Annotated in this window: 12 protein-coding genes; 4 read left to right on the forward strand and 8 right to left on the reverse strand. The window is 71.7% G+C overall.

The window, feature by feature from the left end; genetic code table 11:
• The first annotated feature begins 57 nt into the window (after nt 1-57).
• Nucleotides 58-1503, forward strand: coding sequence for a glyceraldehyde-3-phosphate dehydrogenase (locus ACIPJI_RS26270; protein ID WP_356624498.1), 1446 nt, complete (start codon nt 58-60; stop codon nt 1501-1503).
• A gap of 64 nt (nt 1504-1567) precedes the next feature.
• On the opposite strand, the gene ACIPJI_RS26275 is transcribed toward ACIPJI_RS26270, so the two are convergent.
• The 4 genes from ACIPJI_RS26275 to ACIPJI_RS26290 form a co-directional block, all read right to left on the reverse strand.
• Nucleotides 1568-2623: a maleylacetate reductase gene (locus ACIPJI_RS26275; RefSeq protein WP_402249225.1), complete on the reverse strand. Its 1056-nt coding sequence runs from the start codon at nt 2621-2623 to the stop codon at nt 1568-1570.
• 98 nt (nt 2624-2721) lie between these two features.
• Nucleotides 2722-3843, reverse strand: a complete 1122-nt coding sequence (locus ACIPJI_RS26280) for a PP2C family protein-serine/threonine phosphatase (protein ID WP_356624496.1) — start codon at nt 3841-3843, stop codon at nt 2722-2724.
• A 133-nt stretch (nt 3844-3976) separates the two neighbouring features.
• Nucleotides 3977-4180, reverse strand: a complete 204-nt coding sequence (locus tag ACIPJI_RS26285; RefSeq protein ID WP_005320750.1) for a cold-shock protein — start codon at nt 4178-4180, stop codon at nt 3977-3979.
• Nucleotides 4181-4412: 232 nt separating this feature from the next.
• Nucleotides 4413-5417: a glutathione S-transferase family protein gene (locus ACIPJI_RS26290; RefSeq protein ID WP_402249227.1), complete on the reverse strand. Its 1005-nt coding sequence runs from the start codon at nt 5415-5417 to the stop codon at nt 4413-4415.
• 155 nt (nt 5418-5572) lie between these two features.
• Here ACIPJI_RS26290 and ACIPJI_RS26295 point away from each other — a divergent pair, with 155 nt between their 5' ends.
• Complete coding sequence (locus ACIPJI_RS26295; protein WP_402249228.1) at nt 5573-6541, forward strand: GNAT family N-acetyltransferase; 969 nt, start codon at nt 5573-5575, stop codon at nt 6539-6541.
• Nucleotides 6542-6561: 20 nt separating this feature from the next.
• On the opposite strand, the gene ACIPJI_RS26300 is transcribed toward ACIPJI_RS26295, so the two are convergent.
• Nucleotides 6562-9522, reverse strand: a complete 2961-nt coding sequence (locus tag ACIPJI_RS26300; RefSeq protein ID WP_402249229.1) for an ATP-binding protein — start codon at nt 9520-9522, stop codon at nt 6562-6564.
• Nucleotides 9523-9875: 353 nt separating this feature from the next.
• On the opposite strand from ACIPJI_RS26300, the gene ACIPJI_RS26305 reads away from it, so the two are divergent.
• Nucleotides 9876-10994 (forward strand): isoafricanol synthase, encoded by a 1119-nt coding sequence (locus tag ACIPJI_RS26305; RefSeq protein ID WP_356624493.1) that lies wholly within the window; start codon nt 9876-9878, stop codon nt 10992-10994.
• 74 nt (nt 10995-11068) lie between these two features.
• On the opposite strand, the gene ACIPJI_RS26310 is transcribed toward ACIPJI_RS26305, so the two are convergent.
• Nucleotides 11069-12139: an alcohol dehydrogenase catalytic domain-containing protein gene (locus ACIPJI_RS26310; protein WP_402249230.1), complete on the reverse strand. Its 1071-nt coding sequence runs from the start codon at nt 12137-12139 to the stop codon at nt 11069-11071.
• Nucleotides 12140-12304: 165 nt separating this feature from the next.
• On the reverse strand, nt 12305-13312 hold the full coding sequence (locus ACIPJI_RS26315) for an NADP-dependent oxidoreductase (RefSeq protein WP_402249231.1): 1008 nt from the start codon (nt 13310-13312) through the stop codon (nt 12305-12307).
• A gap of 101 nt (nt 13313-13413) precedes the next feature.
• Here ACIPJI_RS26315 and ACIPJI_RS26320 point away from each other — a divergent pair, with 101 nt between their 5' ends.
• Nucleotides 13414-14340 (forward strand): LysR family transcriptional regulator, encoded by a 927-nt coding sequence (locus tag ACIPJI_RS26320; protein WP_402249232.1) that lies wholly within the window; start codon nt 13414-13416, stop codon nt 14338-14340.
• Nucleotide 14341: 1 nt separating this feature from the next.
• Here ACIPJI_RS26320 and ACIPJI_RS26325 read toward each other — a convergent pair whose 3' ends face one another.
• Entirely contained in the window at nt 14342-14665 is a 324-nt protein-coding gene (locus ACIPJI_RS26325; RefSeq protein WP_402249545.1) for a hypothetical protein, read from the reverse strand.
• Nucleotides 14666-14903: the final 238 nt, after the last annotated feature.

Genomic DNA, 14903 nt, shown 5'->3' on the forward strand with positions numbered 1-14903 from the left:
AGATCGAAAAGACAGGGGGTTAGCATATGAGCGCCACCTAGCTCGAAAGATAAACCTGTGACTGTCAACGAAGACGCGTTCACCAACTGGAAGACCCGCGAGGAGATCGCGGAGTCGATGATCCCGATCATCGGGAAGCTGCACAGGGAGCGGGACGTCACCGTCCTGCTCCACAGCCGCTCCCTGGTGAACAAGTCGGTGGTCAGCATCCTCAAGACCCACCGGTTCGCCCGGCAGATCGCCGGTGAGGAACTGTCCGTCACCGACACGATGCCGTTCCTGCAGGCCCTTACGACGCTCGACCTCGGCCCCTCCCAGATCGACCTCGCCCTGCTCGCGGAGGCGTACAAGGCCGACGACCGCGGACTGACCGTCGAGGGCTTCACGGCCGAGGCCGTGGCGGGCGCCACCGGCGCCAACAAGATCGAGCGCGGCGAGGGCCGTGACGTCGTCCTGTACGGGTTCGGCCGCATCGGCCGCCTCGTCGCGCGCCTCCTCATCGAGAAGTCCGGCTCCGGCAACGGCCTGCGGCTGCGCGCGATCGTGGTGCGCGGCGGCGGTGAGCAGGACCTCGTGAAGCGCGCCTCGCTCCTGCGCCGCGACTCGATCCACGGCCAGTTCCAGGGCACGATCACCGTCGACGAGGCCAACAGCACGATCGTCGCGAACGGCAACGAGATCAAGGTCATCTACGCGGGCGACCCGTCGGAGGTCGACTACACGGCGCATGGCATCGACAACGCCATCCTGATCGACAACACGGGCAAGTGGCGTGACCGCGAGGGCCTGTCGAAGCACCTGCGCCCCGGCATCGACAAGGTCGTCCTGACCGCTCCGGGCAAGGGCGACGTCCCCAACATCGTGCACGGCGTCAACCACGACACGATCAAGCCGGACGAGCAGATCCTGTCCTGCGCGTCCTGCACCACCAACGCGATCGTCCCGCCGCTGAAGGCGATGGCGGACGAGTACGGCGTCCTGCGCGGCCACGTGGAGACCGTCCACTCGTTCACCAACGACCAGAACCTGCTGGACAACTACCACAAGGCCGACCGCCGCGGCCGCTCCGCGCCGCTCAACATGGTCATCACCGAGACCGGCGCCGCCTCCGCCGTCGCCAAGGCGCTGCCCGACCTGAAGGCGCCGATCACCGGCAGCTCGATCCGCGTGCCCGTGCCCGACGTCTCGATCGCCATCCTCAGCCTGCGCCTGGGCCGTGAGACCACCCGCGACGAGGTCCTCGACTACCTGCGCGACGTCTCGCTGCACTCGCCGCTCAAGCGCCAGATCGACTTCACCACGGCTCCCGACGCGGTCTCCATGGACTTCGTGGGCTCGCGCCACGCCTCGATCGTCGACGCCGGCGCCACCAAGGTCGACGGCGACAACGCGATCCTCTACCTCTGGTACGACAACGAGTTCGGCTACTCGTGCCAGGTCATCCGCGTCGTCCAGCACGTCTCCGGCGTGGAGTACCCGACCTACCCGGCCCCGGCGGCCTGACCCCGGCGCTGCCCGTAAGGCCCGTGTCCCCACCCCCTGCGAGGCAGGGGGTGGGGACACGGCCTTACCAGGCGCTGTGCAGGAGTCGGGTCACGGCCTCGGTCTCCGGCGGTCGAGGATTCGGATACGGCCGGTCCACGACCCGCTCCGCCACCACGCGCAGGGCGTCGCGCGGAACTCCCAGGGCCCTGAGCGTGGTCGGGCCGTCGTAGCCGCCGGCGAGCCGGGCGACGACCTCGACCGGGTCGCCGCCGGCGATCCGCTCCAGGCGGGCGGCGGCCTTCGGCGCCGACGGGAGATCGAACGCCATGACGTGCGCCAGCAGCAGCGCGTGGAGATCCGCGTGCGGCAGGTCGAACATCCCACCGAGGATGTGCGCCAGCTGGTGGTGCAGCCCCGTCCTGGTCCGGGCCAGACACAGGCCGGCGAGCCAGGCCGACTCCTGGAGCCGTTCGCGTCCTGGGAGCGCCGACAGATCGGAGAGGACGTGCGGGAGCGCGGTCAGGATGCCGTCGGCCGCCTCGGTCGCGAGGGCGTCGCTGAGGGCGGTCGCGTCCGGTGCCCAGAGCGCCTCGACCGCGTGGGCCAGGGCGTTCAGGGAGCTCGTCAGCGTGAGGCCCGCAGGCATCGTCAGCGTCAGCTCCGGGTCGTAGACCACCGTCCCGGGCGTGATGGCCGGGTCGCGTCGCGTCGTCTTCACCCCGTTCTCCGTCTCGCCCAGGACGGGGGTCACCTCCGAACCCGCGTACGTGGTCGGGACGGCGACCTGCGGCATCCCCGTCCGCGCCGACAGCGCCTTGGCGAGGCCGACGGCCGAGCCGCCCCCGATCGCCACCACGACGTCCGCCGACGTCTTCCCCACGGCCTCCATCGCCTTGCCGGTCACGGCCACCGGAGTGTGCACGACTGCTCCGTCGAAGCGTGCCGCCAGCCGGGGGCCGAGTGCCCCGGCGAGCTCGTCGGCCGCGGCACTGGCCGACCGGGTCGCGACCAGCAGCACCCGCCGGGCGCCGAGCCGTTCGATCTCCCCGGGGATGCGGTGGCGTGCGCCGGGGCCTACGAGGACGCGGGAGGGCGGCGTCTCGTGGACGGTCACGGGAGCGGCGGGGTTCTCGGACATCGGTCGGTGCCTCCGTGGTCTGAACTCGGGCTTGGGGAGGACGAACGTCCGCGCATCGGCGGGGACGGCTCGTGCGGTGCGTGACGCGCGGCCGTGCGCTAGGCACGCGCGGAACGGGAGACGGCCACCATCGCGGCGTCGTCGCCCAGGCTCCCACCGGCCGCATGTGCGAGCAGGTCCTGGCGGAGGCGGCCGAGGAGCGCGTGCGGGGCCCGGCCCGCGCAGTCGGCGAGACGGTCCGCGAGCGGGAAGAAGGTACCGGCCTGGTCGCGTGCCTCGATGACGCCGTCCGTGTACAGCAGGAGGGTGTCACCGGGCTCGAATGCGAACGTCTCCGCGGTGAAGACCGACCCCACGAACTCGGTGAGCCCGAGCGGCGGGGCCGTACGGCGCACCTCCAGAGCCACGACCTCGCCGTCGCGAAGCAGCAGGGGCGGCGGGTGACCGCAATTGACCAGGTCGACGGCCGGTACGTCGTCGGGGACGTCGAGCACGGCCGCGGTGATGAACGCCTCGGTGGGCGTGCCGCCGGGCCCGGCCGCACCGGGGTCGTCCAGGTCGGAGGATACGGTTCCCTCCAGGTAGGCGACCAGCGCGGGGAGGTCGGCCTGCCGGTGCGCGGCGCCCCGGAAGGCGCCGAGGAGCAGGGCGGCGTCCCCGACGGCCTCCAGGCCCTTGCCGCGGACGTCACCGATGAGGAGCCGGGTCCCGTGGGCGGTGCGGGCGGCCGCGTACAGGTCGCCGCCGATCTGCGCCTCGGCCTCGGCGGCCAGGTAGACGGAGGCGATGTGCAGGGGGCCGATCCGGTGCGGCAACGGTCTCAGCACGACCTGCTGCGCGGCCTCGGCCACGGAACGCAGCTGGACCAGTTCCTTCTCGTGCCGTTCCCGCAGATGGGCGAAGAAGGTGACGAACGCCGAGATCAGTATCAGTGCGATGAGCTGGAAACTGTGGTTCAGATCGATGAGGCTGGTGCGGACGATCGCCACCACCGCCTGGGCCAGGACGGCGACCGCGCCGATGCCGGCGGTGACCCGCGGGCCGGCGAACGAGGCCGTGACGGCGGGGGCTGCCGCCAGGAAGGGGCCGAGGTGGACCTCGGGGGGCGCGAGGATGTCCACGACCGTGACCGTCACGATCAGCGCGAGGACCACGGCCAGCAGCGTGTGGCCCGTCTCCCATGGCCGGGGTCGAATCCCGCGCGGCAGCCGATGACCCATGCCTCTTGGATACACCCGCCCAGGGCTGCGCACCTCCGCGCCTCCGCGCCCTCGCGGTGGGACGGCGCGTCCGGGCACGAGGGCGCCCCCGGCACATGGTGCCGGGGGCGCCTGTCGCGCGAGTGCCGTCAGGTCAGACCGGACGGACGTTCTCGGCCTGCGGGCCCTTCGGGCCCTGGGTGATGTCGAACTCCACCTGCTGGTTCTCCTCGAGGGAACGGAACCCGGAGGCGTTGATCGCGGAGTAGTGGACGAAGACGTCGGGGCCGCCGCCGTCCTGGGCGATGAAGCCGAAGCCCTTTTCCGCGTTGAACCACTTCACGGTGCCTGAAGCCATGCTGCTCTCCAATTTCGGACGCGGGGCATCGGCTGTCCGATGCCCTCTGGGTGAGGTGATCGCCCTGGTCCTCGGACTGCTGAACAGCAAATGCGCCCACGGGAACTCCCCGTGAGCGCACGAGACTTCGGAACCACGACTGCTGGACCTGAAACTACCCCATGAGTGACCGCCCGGCCACAGAACGCGGCTGCGGAAATCTTCACGGCGTACAGGTTGTCCTTCATCGGGCCTACGACCTTCCCGTAACGGCCGGCACTTCCTCCCCCGGTGCGACCGGCCCCGGCGGCGTGCCGTCGCCGAACGGCCGCCCGCCGAGCGCCGCACGGTCGTGCGGCTCGAGCCAGCCCGACAGGTCCGGGCCGACCGGCACGATCCCGGTCGGGTTGATGTCGCTGTGCACCAGGTAGTAGTGCTGCTTGATGTGGTCGAAGTCGACCGTGTCGCCGAAGCCGGGCGTCTGGAACAGGTCACGCGCGTACGCCCAGAGCACCGGCATCTCGGACAGCTTCTGCCGGTTGCACTTGAAGTGACCGTGGTAGACGGCGTCGAAGCGCACGAGCGTGGTGAACAGCCGTACGTCCGCCTCGGTGATCGTGTCGCCGACGAGGTAGCGGGACCCTTCGAGCCGCTCCGAGAGCAGGTCGAGCCGCGCGAACAGGCGTTCGTGCGCCTCGGCGTACGACTCCTGCGACCCGGCGAACCCGGCCCGGTAGACGCCGTTGTTCACGTCCTTGTGGACGACCTCGTTCACCGCGTCGATCTCCGGCCTCAGCTCGGGAGGGTAGAGCTCCGGCGCCCCGTCGCGGTGGTACGCCTTCCATTCCAGCGACATGTCGATCGTGATCTGCCGGAAGTCGTTGGTCACGACCTTGCCGGTCGGCACGTCGACGACGGCCGGCACCGTGATGCCCCGGTCGTAGCCGGGATCGCGGGCCAGGAACGCCTCCTGGAGCCGCCCGATGCCGAGCACCGGGTCGCGGCCGCCCGGGTCGAGGTCGAAGCTCCAGCTGCGCTCGTCGTGCGTGGGCCCGGCGATGCCCATCGACAGCACGCCCTCCAGCCCGAGCAACCGCCGCACGATCACCGCCCGGCCGGCCCACGGACAGGCCCGGCTGACCACCAGCCGGTAGCGGCCGGGTTCCACGGGGAAGCCGTCGCGTCCGTCCGCGGTGACGCGGGTGGTGATGTACCGACTGTCGCGCGAGTACTCCCCGCCAGGGTTCACATAACTCACGCCCTCCCCCTACCCGCGCCCCACAGCGACGAACGCGGCGATCGGTCGCGAATGACAGAGGCTCACCGGGCCGGGATCGGCCGGCGCCAAAAGGGCTGTGTGGCGAGGGCCGCCCTGTGTGATCATCGCGGGGCGCCGCATCCGTGGCGCACCCCATGCGCCCCGGAGGCCTTGTGCTCGTCCGCTCCATCACCGCCGCAGAATCCGAACGCGTCGCCACGTTCCTCGCAGACCCGCCGCTCGACTGGATCAACGCGGAACGCTTCCGCGAAGACTGGGAGACACGGCAGTACCGGCCCGAATGGACGTGGACTGCCGAGGACCCCGACGGCGAGCTGGTCGGGCGGGCCCTGTGGTGGGGCCGCACGGACGGGGAGCTGCCGGTGGCTCTGGACTGCCTCCATGTCCGCGAGGGTGTACCGGACCGCGCGGCGGTGGCCGTGGCGCTCCTCGAGGCCGGCCACCGTGCGTTCCGGGAGCGCGGCGCCGAGCGGGATCCGCTCTACAACCTCGCGCTGCCCCGGGGCTGGCGCGGCGACGCCGGCACGGCGTCCGCGGTCGAGTGGCGACGCCTCGCGGCCCACCGCGCCGGCCTGACCGATGAGGTCGAAAGGCTGCGTTACGAGTGGACCCCGCAGGCGGGGCTGCCTGCGGCCGGCACCAGGCTGACGTTCGCACCGGCTGACGACGCCGCGTTCCTCGACGCCTTCCGCCGCCTCGCCCAGGGCAGCCTCGACGTCCGGACCGGGCGTGAACTGGCCGCCAACGACGCGGACGTCCAGGCCCGGGAAGACATGCAGTTCTATCTCGACGCCCCTGGAGAACGGGACTGGTGGCGGCTCGCGTACACGGCCGAGGGCATGCTCGCGGGCCTTGCCATACCGTCCAGTACCGGCGGCGACAACCGGAACGTCGGATATCTGGGCGTGGTCCCGGAGCTCCGCGGCCGCGGGCTGATCGACGAGATCCTGGCCCACATCACCCGCTTCCAGGCGGCGGCCGGCGCGGAGCGGATCACGGCCACCACGGACACCGTGAACCTGCCGATGGCCGCAGCGTTCGACCGCGCCGGCTACGAGGTCACGGAGATCCGTCTGGTCCTGGAGCAGCCGGCGAAGCCGTGACCCGTCACGACTTCGCCGGGTCATGACCCCATGGGACCGCCGGGGAGCCCGGGACCGGTGGACGCGCCGGAGTCGGGTCCCGCGAGCAGCCGTGGGAGTCCCGCCCGGTCGCAGCCGGCCTTCAGGTATATGTCGGACAGCAATCGGGTCACCACCGGGTCCGTGGCTCCCAGCGCCTCCGCGATACGGGCGTTGGACCAGCCACGGGCGGCCCATTCGGCCACGGTGCGCTCCTGCACGGTGAGTGAGTCGGCGGCCGCGGTACGCGGCTGGAGGGGCCACATCCCGGTCGCGTCAAGCTCCTCGCGGGCCCGCGACACCAAGGCGTCGGCCCCGCACTGCACGGCGCCCTCCAGCCCCCGGTGCAGCTGCTCGGCCGCGTCCTGCGGGAGCCCGCTGCGGCGCAGTGCCACGCCGTGGTCGATCAGGGCGCTCGCCAGGTCGTGGCCGGAGGGCGAGCGCTCGAGGTGCGCGACGGCCTCGGCGAGGACCTGGGCCTGCTCGGGTCCGGGCGTCACCGCGGCCATCGCGTGCAGCGCCTGTCCGACGGCGGACCGAGTGCCGAACCGGCGCGCCCTGCGGACGCCTTCGGCGGCGAGTTCCCGGGCCTGCTCCGGGTCGGTGGCCGCCTTGGCCCGGGCCAGGTGGAGCTGCCAGGGGCACCATGCCGGGTTGCGCATACCGCGGGGCTCGAGGCGCTCGCCGACGCGAACGAGCTGCTGTTCGGCCTCACGGCGCCTGCCGAGGGCGAGCAGCAGTTCACTGTGGACGGTCTGGGCGTCGGGGTACACCACCGCGCTGGGCACGATGTCGCCGTAGTGGTACGTGGTGGCGACCTCCTCCGCCTCCTCGGTGCGGCCGCGGGCGAGGAGGATCTCGATGAGGATGCCGATGGCGAAGTACTGCGCCGGCACCTGGTGTCCGACCCTGTCCGCGATCCGCAGACCGTCGCGGACCAGCGTCTCCGCGGAGTCGAGGCGTCCACGGCGGTAGCGGATGTAACCAAGGAGCGTGTAGCCGAAGGACAGGTGCGCGCCGCGCCAGCCTCTGTCCTGGCACTCCGCGATGCCCTTCTGGAACAGTTCCTCGGCCCGTCCGGGCTGGTCGCAGTACATGAAGGTGAGGGCCACCAGGACCGGGACCTCGAAGCCCCACTGCTCGTCCGTCCACGGCAGGCCGTCACCGAGGGCCTTCTCCGCCCACTCGAGCGCCGTCGGCGCCGGTTCGCCGCGCACCATCGCGTCCCAGGCCCGCAGGCCCATGATGTAGCGCTCCGCGGTGCCGGTCCCGGTGAGATGCTCGGCGAGCCGGGCGAGCTTGCGTGAACGGGCGGGCGAGTCCTGCTCGTCGGCCCGGAAGGCGTTCCACATGAACTGCTCCGCCTGCATGTGCAGCCGGGTCCTGGTGTCGGTGGCCCAGCGGGCCGCGTCGGCGACCGTCCGGGCGGCCTCCGCCATCCGGTCCGAGTGGCCGAGGGCCTGCGCCAGCCGGTAGACGATCGCCTCCCGCAGGGCCGGGTCGAGGACGGGTTCGTCCAGCGCGGCCCGCAGGTGGTTGACCGTGACCGCGGGTTCCGTCAGCAGCGCGGAGCAGCCGAGGTCGAACAGCACCTGGGCGCGGTCCTCCATGGCCGGTGGTTCGCGCAGCGCCCGGGTGAGGCAGCGCCGGGCGGCGTCGGGAGCGCCTGCCCGGAGGTAGTCGCGGGCGGCTTCCGACAGTTGCTGCACCACCCACGGGTCGCTCTCGGGGTGCGTCTCCAGCAGGTGCCGGGCGGCGGCGGTGGCGCCGAGGCCCGCGTGGGAGATGACCGCGGCGGCCTGGCCGTGCATGGCGACGCGGAACGCCGCTGGTATCGCCCGGTAGACGGCGGTGGAGACGAGGGGGTGGAAGAACTCGAGGTGGTCGTCGTCCTCGTCGCTCCCGTCGCGGGCCGGGTCGGCGAGGATGCGGGCCTCGCGCAGTTTGGCGACGGCGTCCGCGGACTCGGCGTCCCCCAGTCCGCCGACGCTCGCGGCCCGGCTGCGGGACGCCTCCGCGCCCAGCACGGCGGCGCCCCAGGCGAACCGGACGGCGGAGGTGCCGAGCCGCTCCAGGCGCTCGATGAGGCCGCCGCCCTTCACCGCCGAGGCCAGTTGCCGCAGTTCGGGCAGGTGGGCGCTCTGGGGCTTGAGTCCGCGGTCGGCGACCCTGGCGGCGAGCTCGACCGCCTCGAACGGGTTCCCTCCGGTGACCGCCCAGGTCTCCCGGCAGAACGCGTCGTCGGCGTCCTCCCCGAGGGCGTCCCTGACGATGCGGCTGATCGCGCCGGGCGTGAGCGGAGCGAGATCGAAGGGGCGCGACCCGTGCCGTTCGGCCAGCTTGCCGAACGCCAGTGCGTCGGCGGGGAGTTCGTCGGGGCGGTAGGCGACGACGAGGAGCATCGGCAGCTCGGTGACCCGCGGCGCGAAGCCGGTCAGCCAGGTCAGCGACTCGGCGTCCGCCCAGTGCGCGTCGTCGAGCATGACCACCAGCGGCGCGTGCTGGACGGCGAACCGCGTGGCGACCCAGTCCAGACCGTCCCGTACTCCCTGCGGATCGGGAGAGCTGTGGCCGGCGCCTGCCACCAGGCCCACCGCGGGAGCGACGATGTCGTACCAACTCCCCAGCGTCCTGCGGTGTTCCTCCTCGCTGCCGGCTGCGAGCACGGGCTGCACGAGGTGGCGTACGACATGGAACGCGACGCCCTGTTCCTGCTCCCCGCCCCGTGCGGAGAGCACGGTGCAGCCGCGGGCGAGGGCCCTTCTGCGCACCTCGTTGAGGAGGGTGGTCTTACCGAGCCCGGCCGGCCCGGCGAAGACCAGCAGGCCGCCGGAGCCGGCCGCCGTCAGTCCCTGGGACGGCCCGCTCAGCTCGGTCAACAGGCTCTCCAGCGCCGCTGTTTCCGTCTCGCGCTCCAGCAGCAGCCGCAGCGGCCGCCCCGGCCGGTCTCCCATGTAAGCCATGTCCGTTCCCTCGACCGCGTGTCGTCCCGAGTCCGGGTCTTTGTCCCGGAATCCCAACTCCCGGGTGCGCAAAGCGTACGCACGCGAGGACGATGTGTAGTGCTCCGCACGGCTTTTTCTCTCGGGATGATCTGATCGCGGTACAGCGTGGCCGGATCCAGGTAGGCTCGCCCCTCACCAAAGGGGGCGCGTCGAGGGGCGCACAAGTGGCCGTGTGCGCTGGGCGCGCACCCCGTCCCATCTGCCGACCACGGTCCTTCCACCAGCACAACGCCTAGTCTCAAAACGGCACTCGGACGCGTCGGACCCGCAGCGCGTACCGGTCCGGCGTGCCGCGACACCCAGGGGGGCGCATGGCACACGAGACGAATTCCGGCCGTCGGCTCCCGGGTCCCGCGAGCCCTTCGGACCCCACCCGGCGCACCGCGGCCATCAGGATCCCGTTCCCGGCCCGCCTGAGCCCGTACGCGGAACGTGCCCGGCAGCACACGCTCCAGTGGGTGCAGGAGACAGGTCTGCTCGCGGGCGACGTGGCGACGGCCGAGTACGACGCGCTGCGGCTGGAGCGGCTGATGGCGTACTTCTACCCCGACGCCACGGCCGGCGACCTCGAGCTGGCAGCGGACTTCAACGCCTGGTTCTTCATCTTCGACGACCAGTTCGACGGGGGACTGGGCACGCGGCCCCACGAGATCCGCGGCGTGGTGGACGCCCTCGTCGCGACGATGACGACGGACGGCGCGCCGCAGGCGGCAGGCGGCCGGGACACGCCGCTGGTCCGGGCGTTCCGGGACATCTGGCTGCGGTCCACCGCCGGCGCTCCGTACGAATGGCGGCTCCGTTTCCGTGACCACTGGCAGGCGTACCTCGCCGCACATGTGGGAGAAGCACACCATCGCAATGCCGACCGCCTGCCTTCGCTCGAGCAGTTCCTCGAAGTGCGGCGGCACTCCATAGGGGTGCAGCCGTGCCTCGACTTCACCGAGCGGTGCGGGGGTTACGCCCTGCCCGAGGAGCTGCACCGGTCCTTCCCGTTGCGGGAGATGCGCGAGATCACGGGTGATGTGGTGATCTTCGTCAACGACATCGTCTCGCTCGTGAAGGAGCTGGCCGCCGGAGACATCAACAACAGCGTGGTCATAGAGCGTGAGCACAAGGACTGCACGCTCGAGGAGTCGGTCGAACACATCACCGCGCTCGCCAACGCCCGGACGGCCCGCTTCGCCCGGCTCGCCGCCTCCCTCCCCGGGACGCTCGCCGAGCAGGGCGTGCCCGGCGAGACACGCGAACACGTCAGCCACTACGTGGACGGCATGCGCCATGTGATGGCGGGCAACCTGACCTGGTCCCTGGCGACGTCCCGCTACGACGAGACCGGTATCGCCGCGGTGAGCGGCGGGCGCCGGCGCCCCTGGGACGGTCTCACCACGGTGACCGGAACGGCCTCCACCCGGCACCGCCACCAGGCATGAGGTCCGCCACTCAGCGCCGTGACCCGCAGGCGGGGCTCGGTGGTTCGGGTCCCGCCTGATCGGAACGAGAGGCCCTAGGCGGGCACACTGACCTCGTCGTGCCGCGGGCCGCCGAGCACGACCTTGAGGGCCCCGGTGTCCGTGGCGCGGGTGAAGACGTCGTACGCCTCCTCGATCTGCCCCAGTTCGAAGCGGTGCGTGACCATCGCCGACGCCGCCGGGAGCCGCCCGGCCGCCATCATGCGCAGCAGCATCGGTGTGGAGTGCGTGTCGACGAGTCCGGTCGTGATCGTCACGTCCTTGATCCACAGCTCCTCGAGATGGAGCGCCGCGGGCTTGCCGTGCACGCCCACGTTGGCGACATGGCCTCCGGGACGCACCATTCGGGTGCACTGCTCGAACGCCTCGGGCACGCCGACGGCCTCGACGACGACATCGGCTCCGAGTCCTCCCGTGAGGTCCTCGACCAGTGCCTCGGGGCCTTCGTCGGCGGCGACGGTCGCGTCGGCGCCCATGTCCCGTGCCGCCCGGAGCCGGGATTCGGCCAGGTCGACGGCGATGATCCGCCCCGGACCGTAGAGCTGGGCGGTGGCGATGGTGGCAAGCCCGACCGGCCCGGCGCCGACCACGACGACGGTGTCGCCCGGCCGCACCTGTCCGTTGAGGACGCCCACCTCGTACGCGGTGGGGAAGATGTCCGCCAGCAGGACCGCGTCCTCGCTGGTCACACCGCCGGGAAGCGGGTGCACCGACAGGTCCGCGAAGGGCACACGGACGTACTCGGCCTGGGTTCCGTCGATCAGATGCCCCAGCACCCAGCCGCCGCCCCCGCGGCACTGTCCGTAGCGGTTCTCCCGGCAGAAGACGCAGCGACCGCACGCCGCGATGCAGGAGACCAGCACGCGGTCACCGGGACGGACCGTACGCACCTCGCTGCCGACCTCCACCACTTCGCCGACCGCTTCGTGACCCAGGACCGTGCCGGGGGTCACTTCGGGGACGTCGCCCTTGACGATGTGCAGGTCCGTGCCGCAGATGGTGACGGCGTCGACGCGTATCACCGCGTCTGCGGCGTCCTTGAGGTCGGGGTCCGGAACGTCCTGCCAGGACGTCTGTCCCGGGCCTTGGAACACCAGTGCCTTCATGAGGTCGTCCTTCCGGTCCCGCTCCCACCGGCGGCCGCACAGCGTGCGTCCGGGCCGGGTCGCCGCCGGCCTCTTCCAGGGTCCCGCCACCCCGCGACACCGCAAGTCCTGTTGCCGGCCCTCGCGGCTTCCCGGAGGGAACGACCTGTCGGGTGCGTCACCGGTTCACCCTCCGGGCCGGGACACCAGCATCTTTCCGGTGTTCTCGCCCCGCAGCATGCCGAGGAACGCCTCCACGATGTTCTCGAACCCCGTGACCACTGTCTGGTCCGGCGCGATCCGGCCGCTGCGCAGATGCGGCACCAGGAAGTCTTCGAGCTCCTCCTGCAGATGGGCGTGGTCGCGGACGAGCACGCCCTGCAGGCGCAGGCTCTTGCCGACGATGTCGAAGAGATTGTGCGGCGCTGCCGGCGGCCGCGCGTGGTGGTACTGGGCGACCGCCCCGACCCAGGCGATCCGCCCGTGATCACGCAGGACCTCGATGGCGCCCTCCAGATGCTCTCCGCCGACGTTGTCCACGTAGGCGTCGATCCCGTCCGGCGCGGCCTTCCCGAGCAGTTCGCCGACCGGGCCGTCGTGGTAGTCGAAGGCGGCGTCGAAGCCCAGCCGTCCGGTGAGGTGCGCGACCTTGGCGGCGGAACCGGCACTGCCCACGATCCGGCCCGCGCCCAGGATCCGGGCGATTCGGCCGGCCGCCGTCCCCACGCCGCCTGCGGCCGCCGAGATGAACAGGTCCTCCCCCGGCTTCAGCCGCAGCGTGCGGGTTAGTGCCACATAGGCGGTCAGACCGGTGCCGCCGAGGATGCTCAGGTGGGCGGAGAGCGGGACGCCGTCGTACCGCCGGAGCTTGCGTGTTCCGGCCGTGCCGAGCGTCACGAGGGCGCGGGTGCGCCACCCGCTGCGATGGAGGACGAGGTCGCCTTCGGTCAGGCCCGGGTCATGGGATTCGACGACCCGGCCGATCGTGCGGCCCTCCAGCGGCGCGTTCAGCGCGAAGTCGCCGTCCATCATCTCGCGGTGGTACGGGTCGACGGACCAGTGGAGGTTCTCCACGAGTGCCGTGCCGGGCCGGGGTTCCGGTACGGGTGACTCGACGAACCTGAACTGGCCGGAGGTCGGGAAGCCGTCGGGTCGGGCGGTCTGGTGCACGGTGAGCGAAGTCTGCGTCGTCATGATCGAGACCGTAGGGAGCTTCCGGTGGGCCGGGCAGTAGGGTGCGTCGATGGAACCACCCCATCCATGAACGGCTCTCATATCGGGAGGTCAGCGCCTCGATGTCCGATCTCGCGCCGCAAGAACTGCGTGTGCTCGTCGCCGTCGGCGACGAGGGCGGCTTCTCGGCGGCGGCCGCCGCACTCGGCATGACCCAGTCGGCGGTCTCGCACTCGGTGCGCGGCAGCGAACGCAAGCTCGGGGCGGTGCTCTTCGACCGGGGGCGCCGCGGGGCCGTTCCCACGGCCGCCGGTGAGAAGGCCGTCGCCCATGCCCGGCGCGTACTGCGTCTGCTCGAGGTGATGGGCGCCGAGGTGCGCGGAGCGGAGAGCCGCTCCGCGTCCGGTCCCCTGCGCATCGCCGCATTCCGCAGCGCCGCTCTCCACCTGCTGCCGCGTGCCTTGGAGGCGCTGGCCAGGAGCCATCCGGAGGTGGTGCCGGAAGTGCGGATCGTACGGGAGGTCGGGCGCGGCACGGCGGGCGAAGTACTGGACGGGCGCGCGGACCTGGGCATCGCGACGATCGGGACGACTTCCCCCGTACCGCCGGAGCTGATCGGTGCGGTCCTGCTGGAGGAGGGCTACGCGCTGGTGCACCCGGCCGGGCATCCGTCACCCCACACACTGCCGTTGGTCGACTGGGCCGAGAACTGCACCTCGTACACGCGCACTTGGTGGCAGGAGCAGGAATGGCTGCCGCCGGCGACCGTCGAGGCCGAGGACGACGGAGCAGTGCTCTCATTGGTGAGCAGCGGTTTCGGCATGGCTGTCATGCCGAAGTTGTCCCTGGTCGGAGCGCCGGACACCGTCGAGATCCTTGATCTCGGCCCGGAGCGCCCCACACGGTCGGTCGGCTATGTCACCACCCGCGAACTGGCGGCGTCGGCCGCCGTCCGGGCCTTGATCCGGGAGCTGCGGTCGCCGGGCGGGTGGGAGTTCTCCGGCTCTTCCGGCCTCCGGAACGGGGCCGCGCCGGGCCGCGCGAAGTGACCTACGCGGCGCCGGGTCCGTCGAGGAAGCCGAGCAGCACGGCGGCTTCCGCGCGGAGCCGCCCGGCCCGGTCCGCGTGCGCCGACGCGGTCAGTTCCGCCGCTGCCTCCAGCCGTTCGGCGATCTCGGCGCGCACGATGTCCACGGTGGCATGCTCGCTCAGCTCTCGCCGCGCCACCTCGGTCGCGCCGGCGCCGACCGGTGACTCCTCGAGGGACGCCGCCCCACGGATGCCGGCTGAACCCACGGGCACCGCCTCGGCGTTGTCCAGCGCCGCGAGCGTCGCGCGGAGAGCGCTCACCGCGACCTTGTCTCGGGCGCGCATGGCTTGGGGCAGGGATTCACGCATACGGACTCGCAGAGACATGCGGGTGACCCTATGCCGTACCCCGGGCCCTACAACGGGATATCCGACCCTACCGAGGGTGGACGGCCCCCTCCGCTGTGCTGGTACACCAGGGCGGACGTATTGTCCATATATGGTCGATGAACGGTGTGATCGAAGCGGTGCTCGGCCACCGGATCCGGCCGGGCCCGTGGCACGGTCGGCGCATGCGGGGCAC

Source organism: Streptomyces sp. NPDC086835 (assembly GCF_044745705.1).
Classification (GTDB): Bacteria; Actinomycetota; Actinomycetes; order Streptomycetales; family Streptomycetaceae; genus Streptomyces.

Excerpts from the sequence above, each read along its gene's own strand:
- ACIPJI_RS26310 (WP_402249230.1), bottom strand. The coding sequence starts at position 12,139 with ATGAAGGCACTGGTGTTCCAAGGCCCGGGACAGACGTCCTGGCAGGAC.
- ACIPJI_RS26295 (WP_402249228.1), top strand. The coding sequence starts at position 5,573 with ATGCGCCCCGGAGGCCTTGTGCTCGTCCGCTCCATCACCGCCGCAGAA.
- ACIPJI_RS26275 (WP_402249225.1), bottom strand. The coding sequence starts at position 2,623 with ATGTCCGAGAACCCCGCCGCTCCCGTGACCGTCCACGAGACGCCGCCC.
- ACIPJI_RS26320 (WP_402249232.1), top strand. The coding sequence starts at position 13,414 with ATGTCCGATCTCGCGCCGCAAGAACTGCGTGTGCTCGTCGCCGTCGGC.
- ACIPJI_RS26315 (WP_402249231.1), bottom strand. The coding sequence starts at position 13,312 with ATGACGACGCAGACTTCGCTCACCGTGCACCAGACCGCCCGACCCGAC.
- ACIPJI_RS26285 (WP_005320750.1), bottom strand. The coding sequence starts at position 4,180 with ATGGCTTCAGGCACCGTGAAGTGGTTCAACGCGGAAAAGGGCTTCGGC.
- ACIPJI_RS26325 (WP_402249545.1), bottom strand. The coding sequence starts at position 14,665 with ATGCGCGCCCGAGACAAGGTCGCGGTGAGCGCTCTCCGCGCGACGCTC.
- ACIPJI_RS26280 (WP_356624496.1), bottom strand. The coding sequence starts at position 3,843 with ATGGGTCATCGGCTGCCGCGCGGGATTCGACCCCGGCCATGGGAGACG.
- ACIPJI_RS26305 (WP_356624493.1), top strand. The coding sequence starts at position 9,876 with ATGGCACACGAGACGAATTCCGGCCGTCGGCTCCCGGGTCCCGCGAGC.
- ACIPJI_RS26300 (WP_402249229.1), bottom strand. The coding sequence starts at position 9,522 with ATGGCTTACATGGGAGACCGGCCGGGGCGGCCGCTGCGGCTGCTGCTG.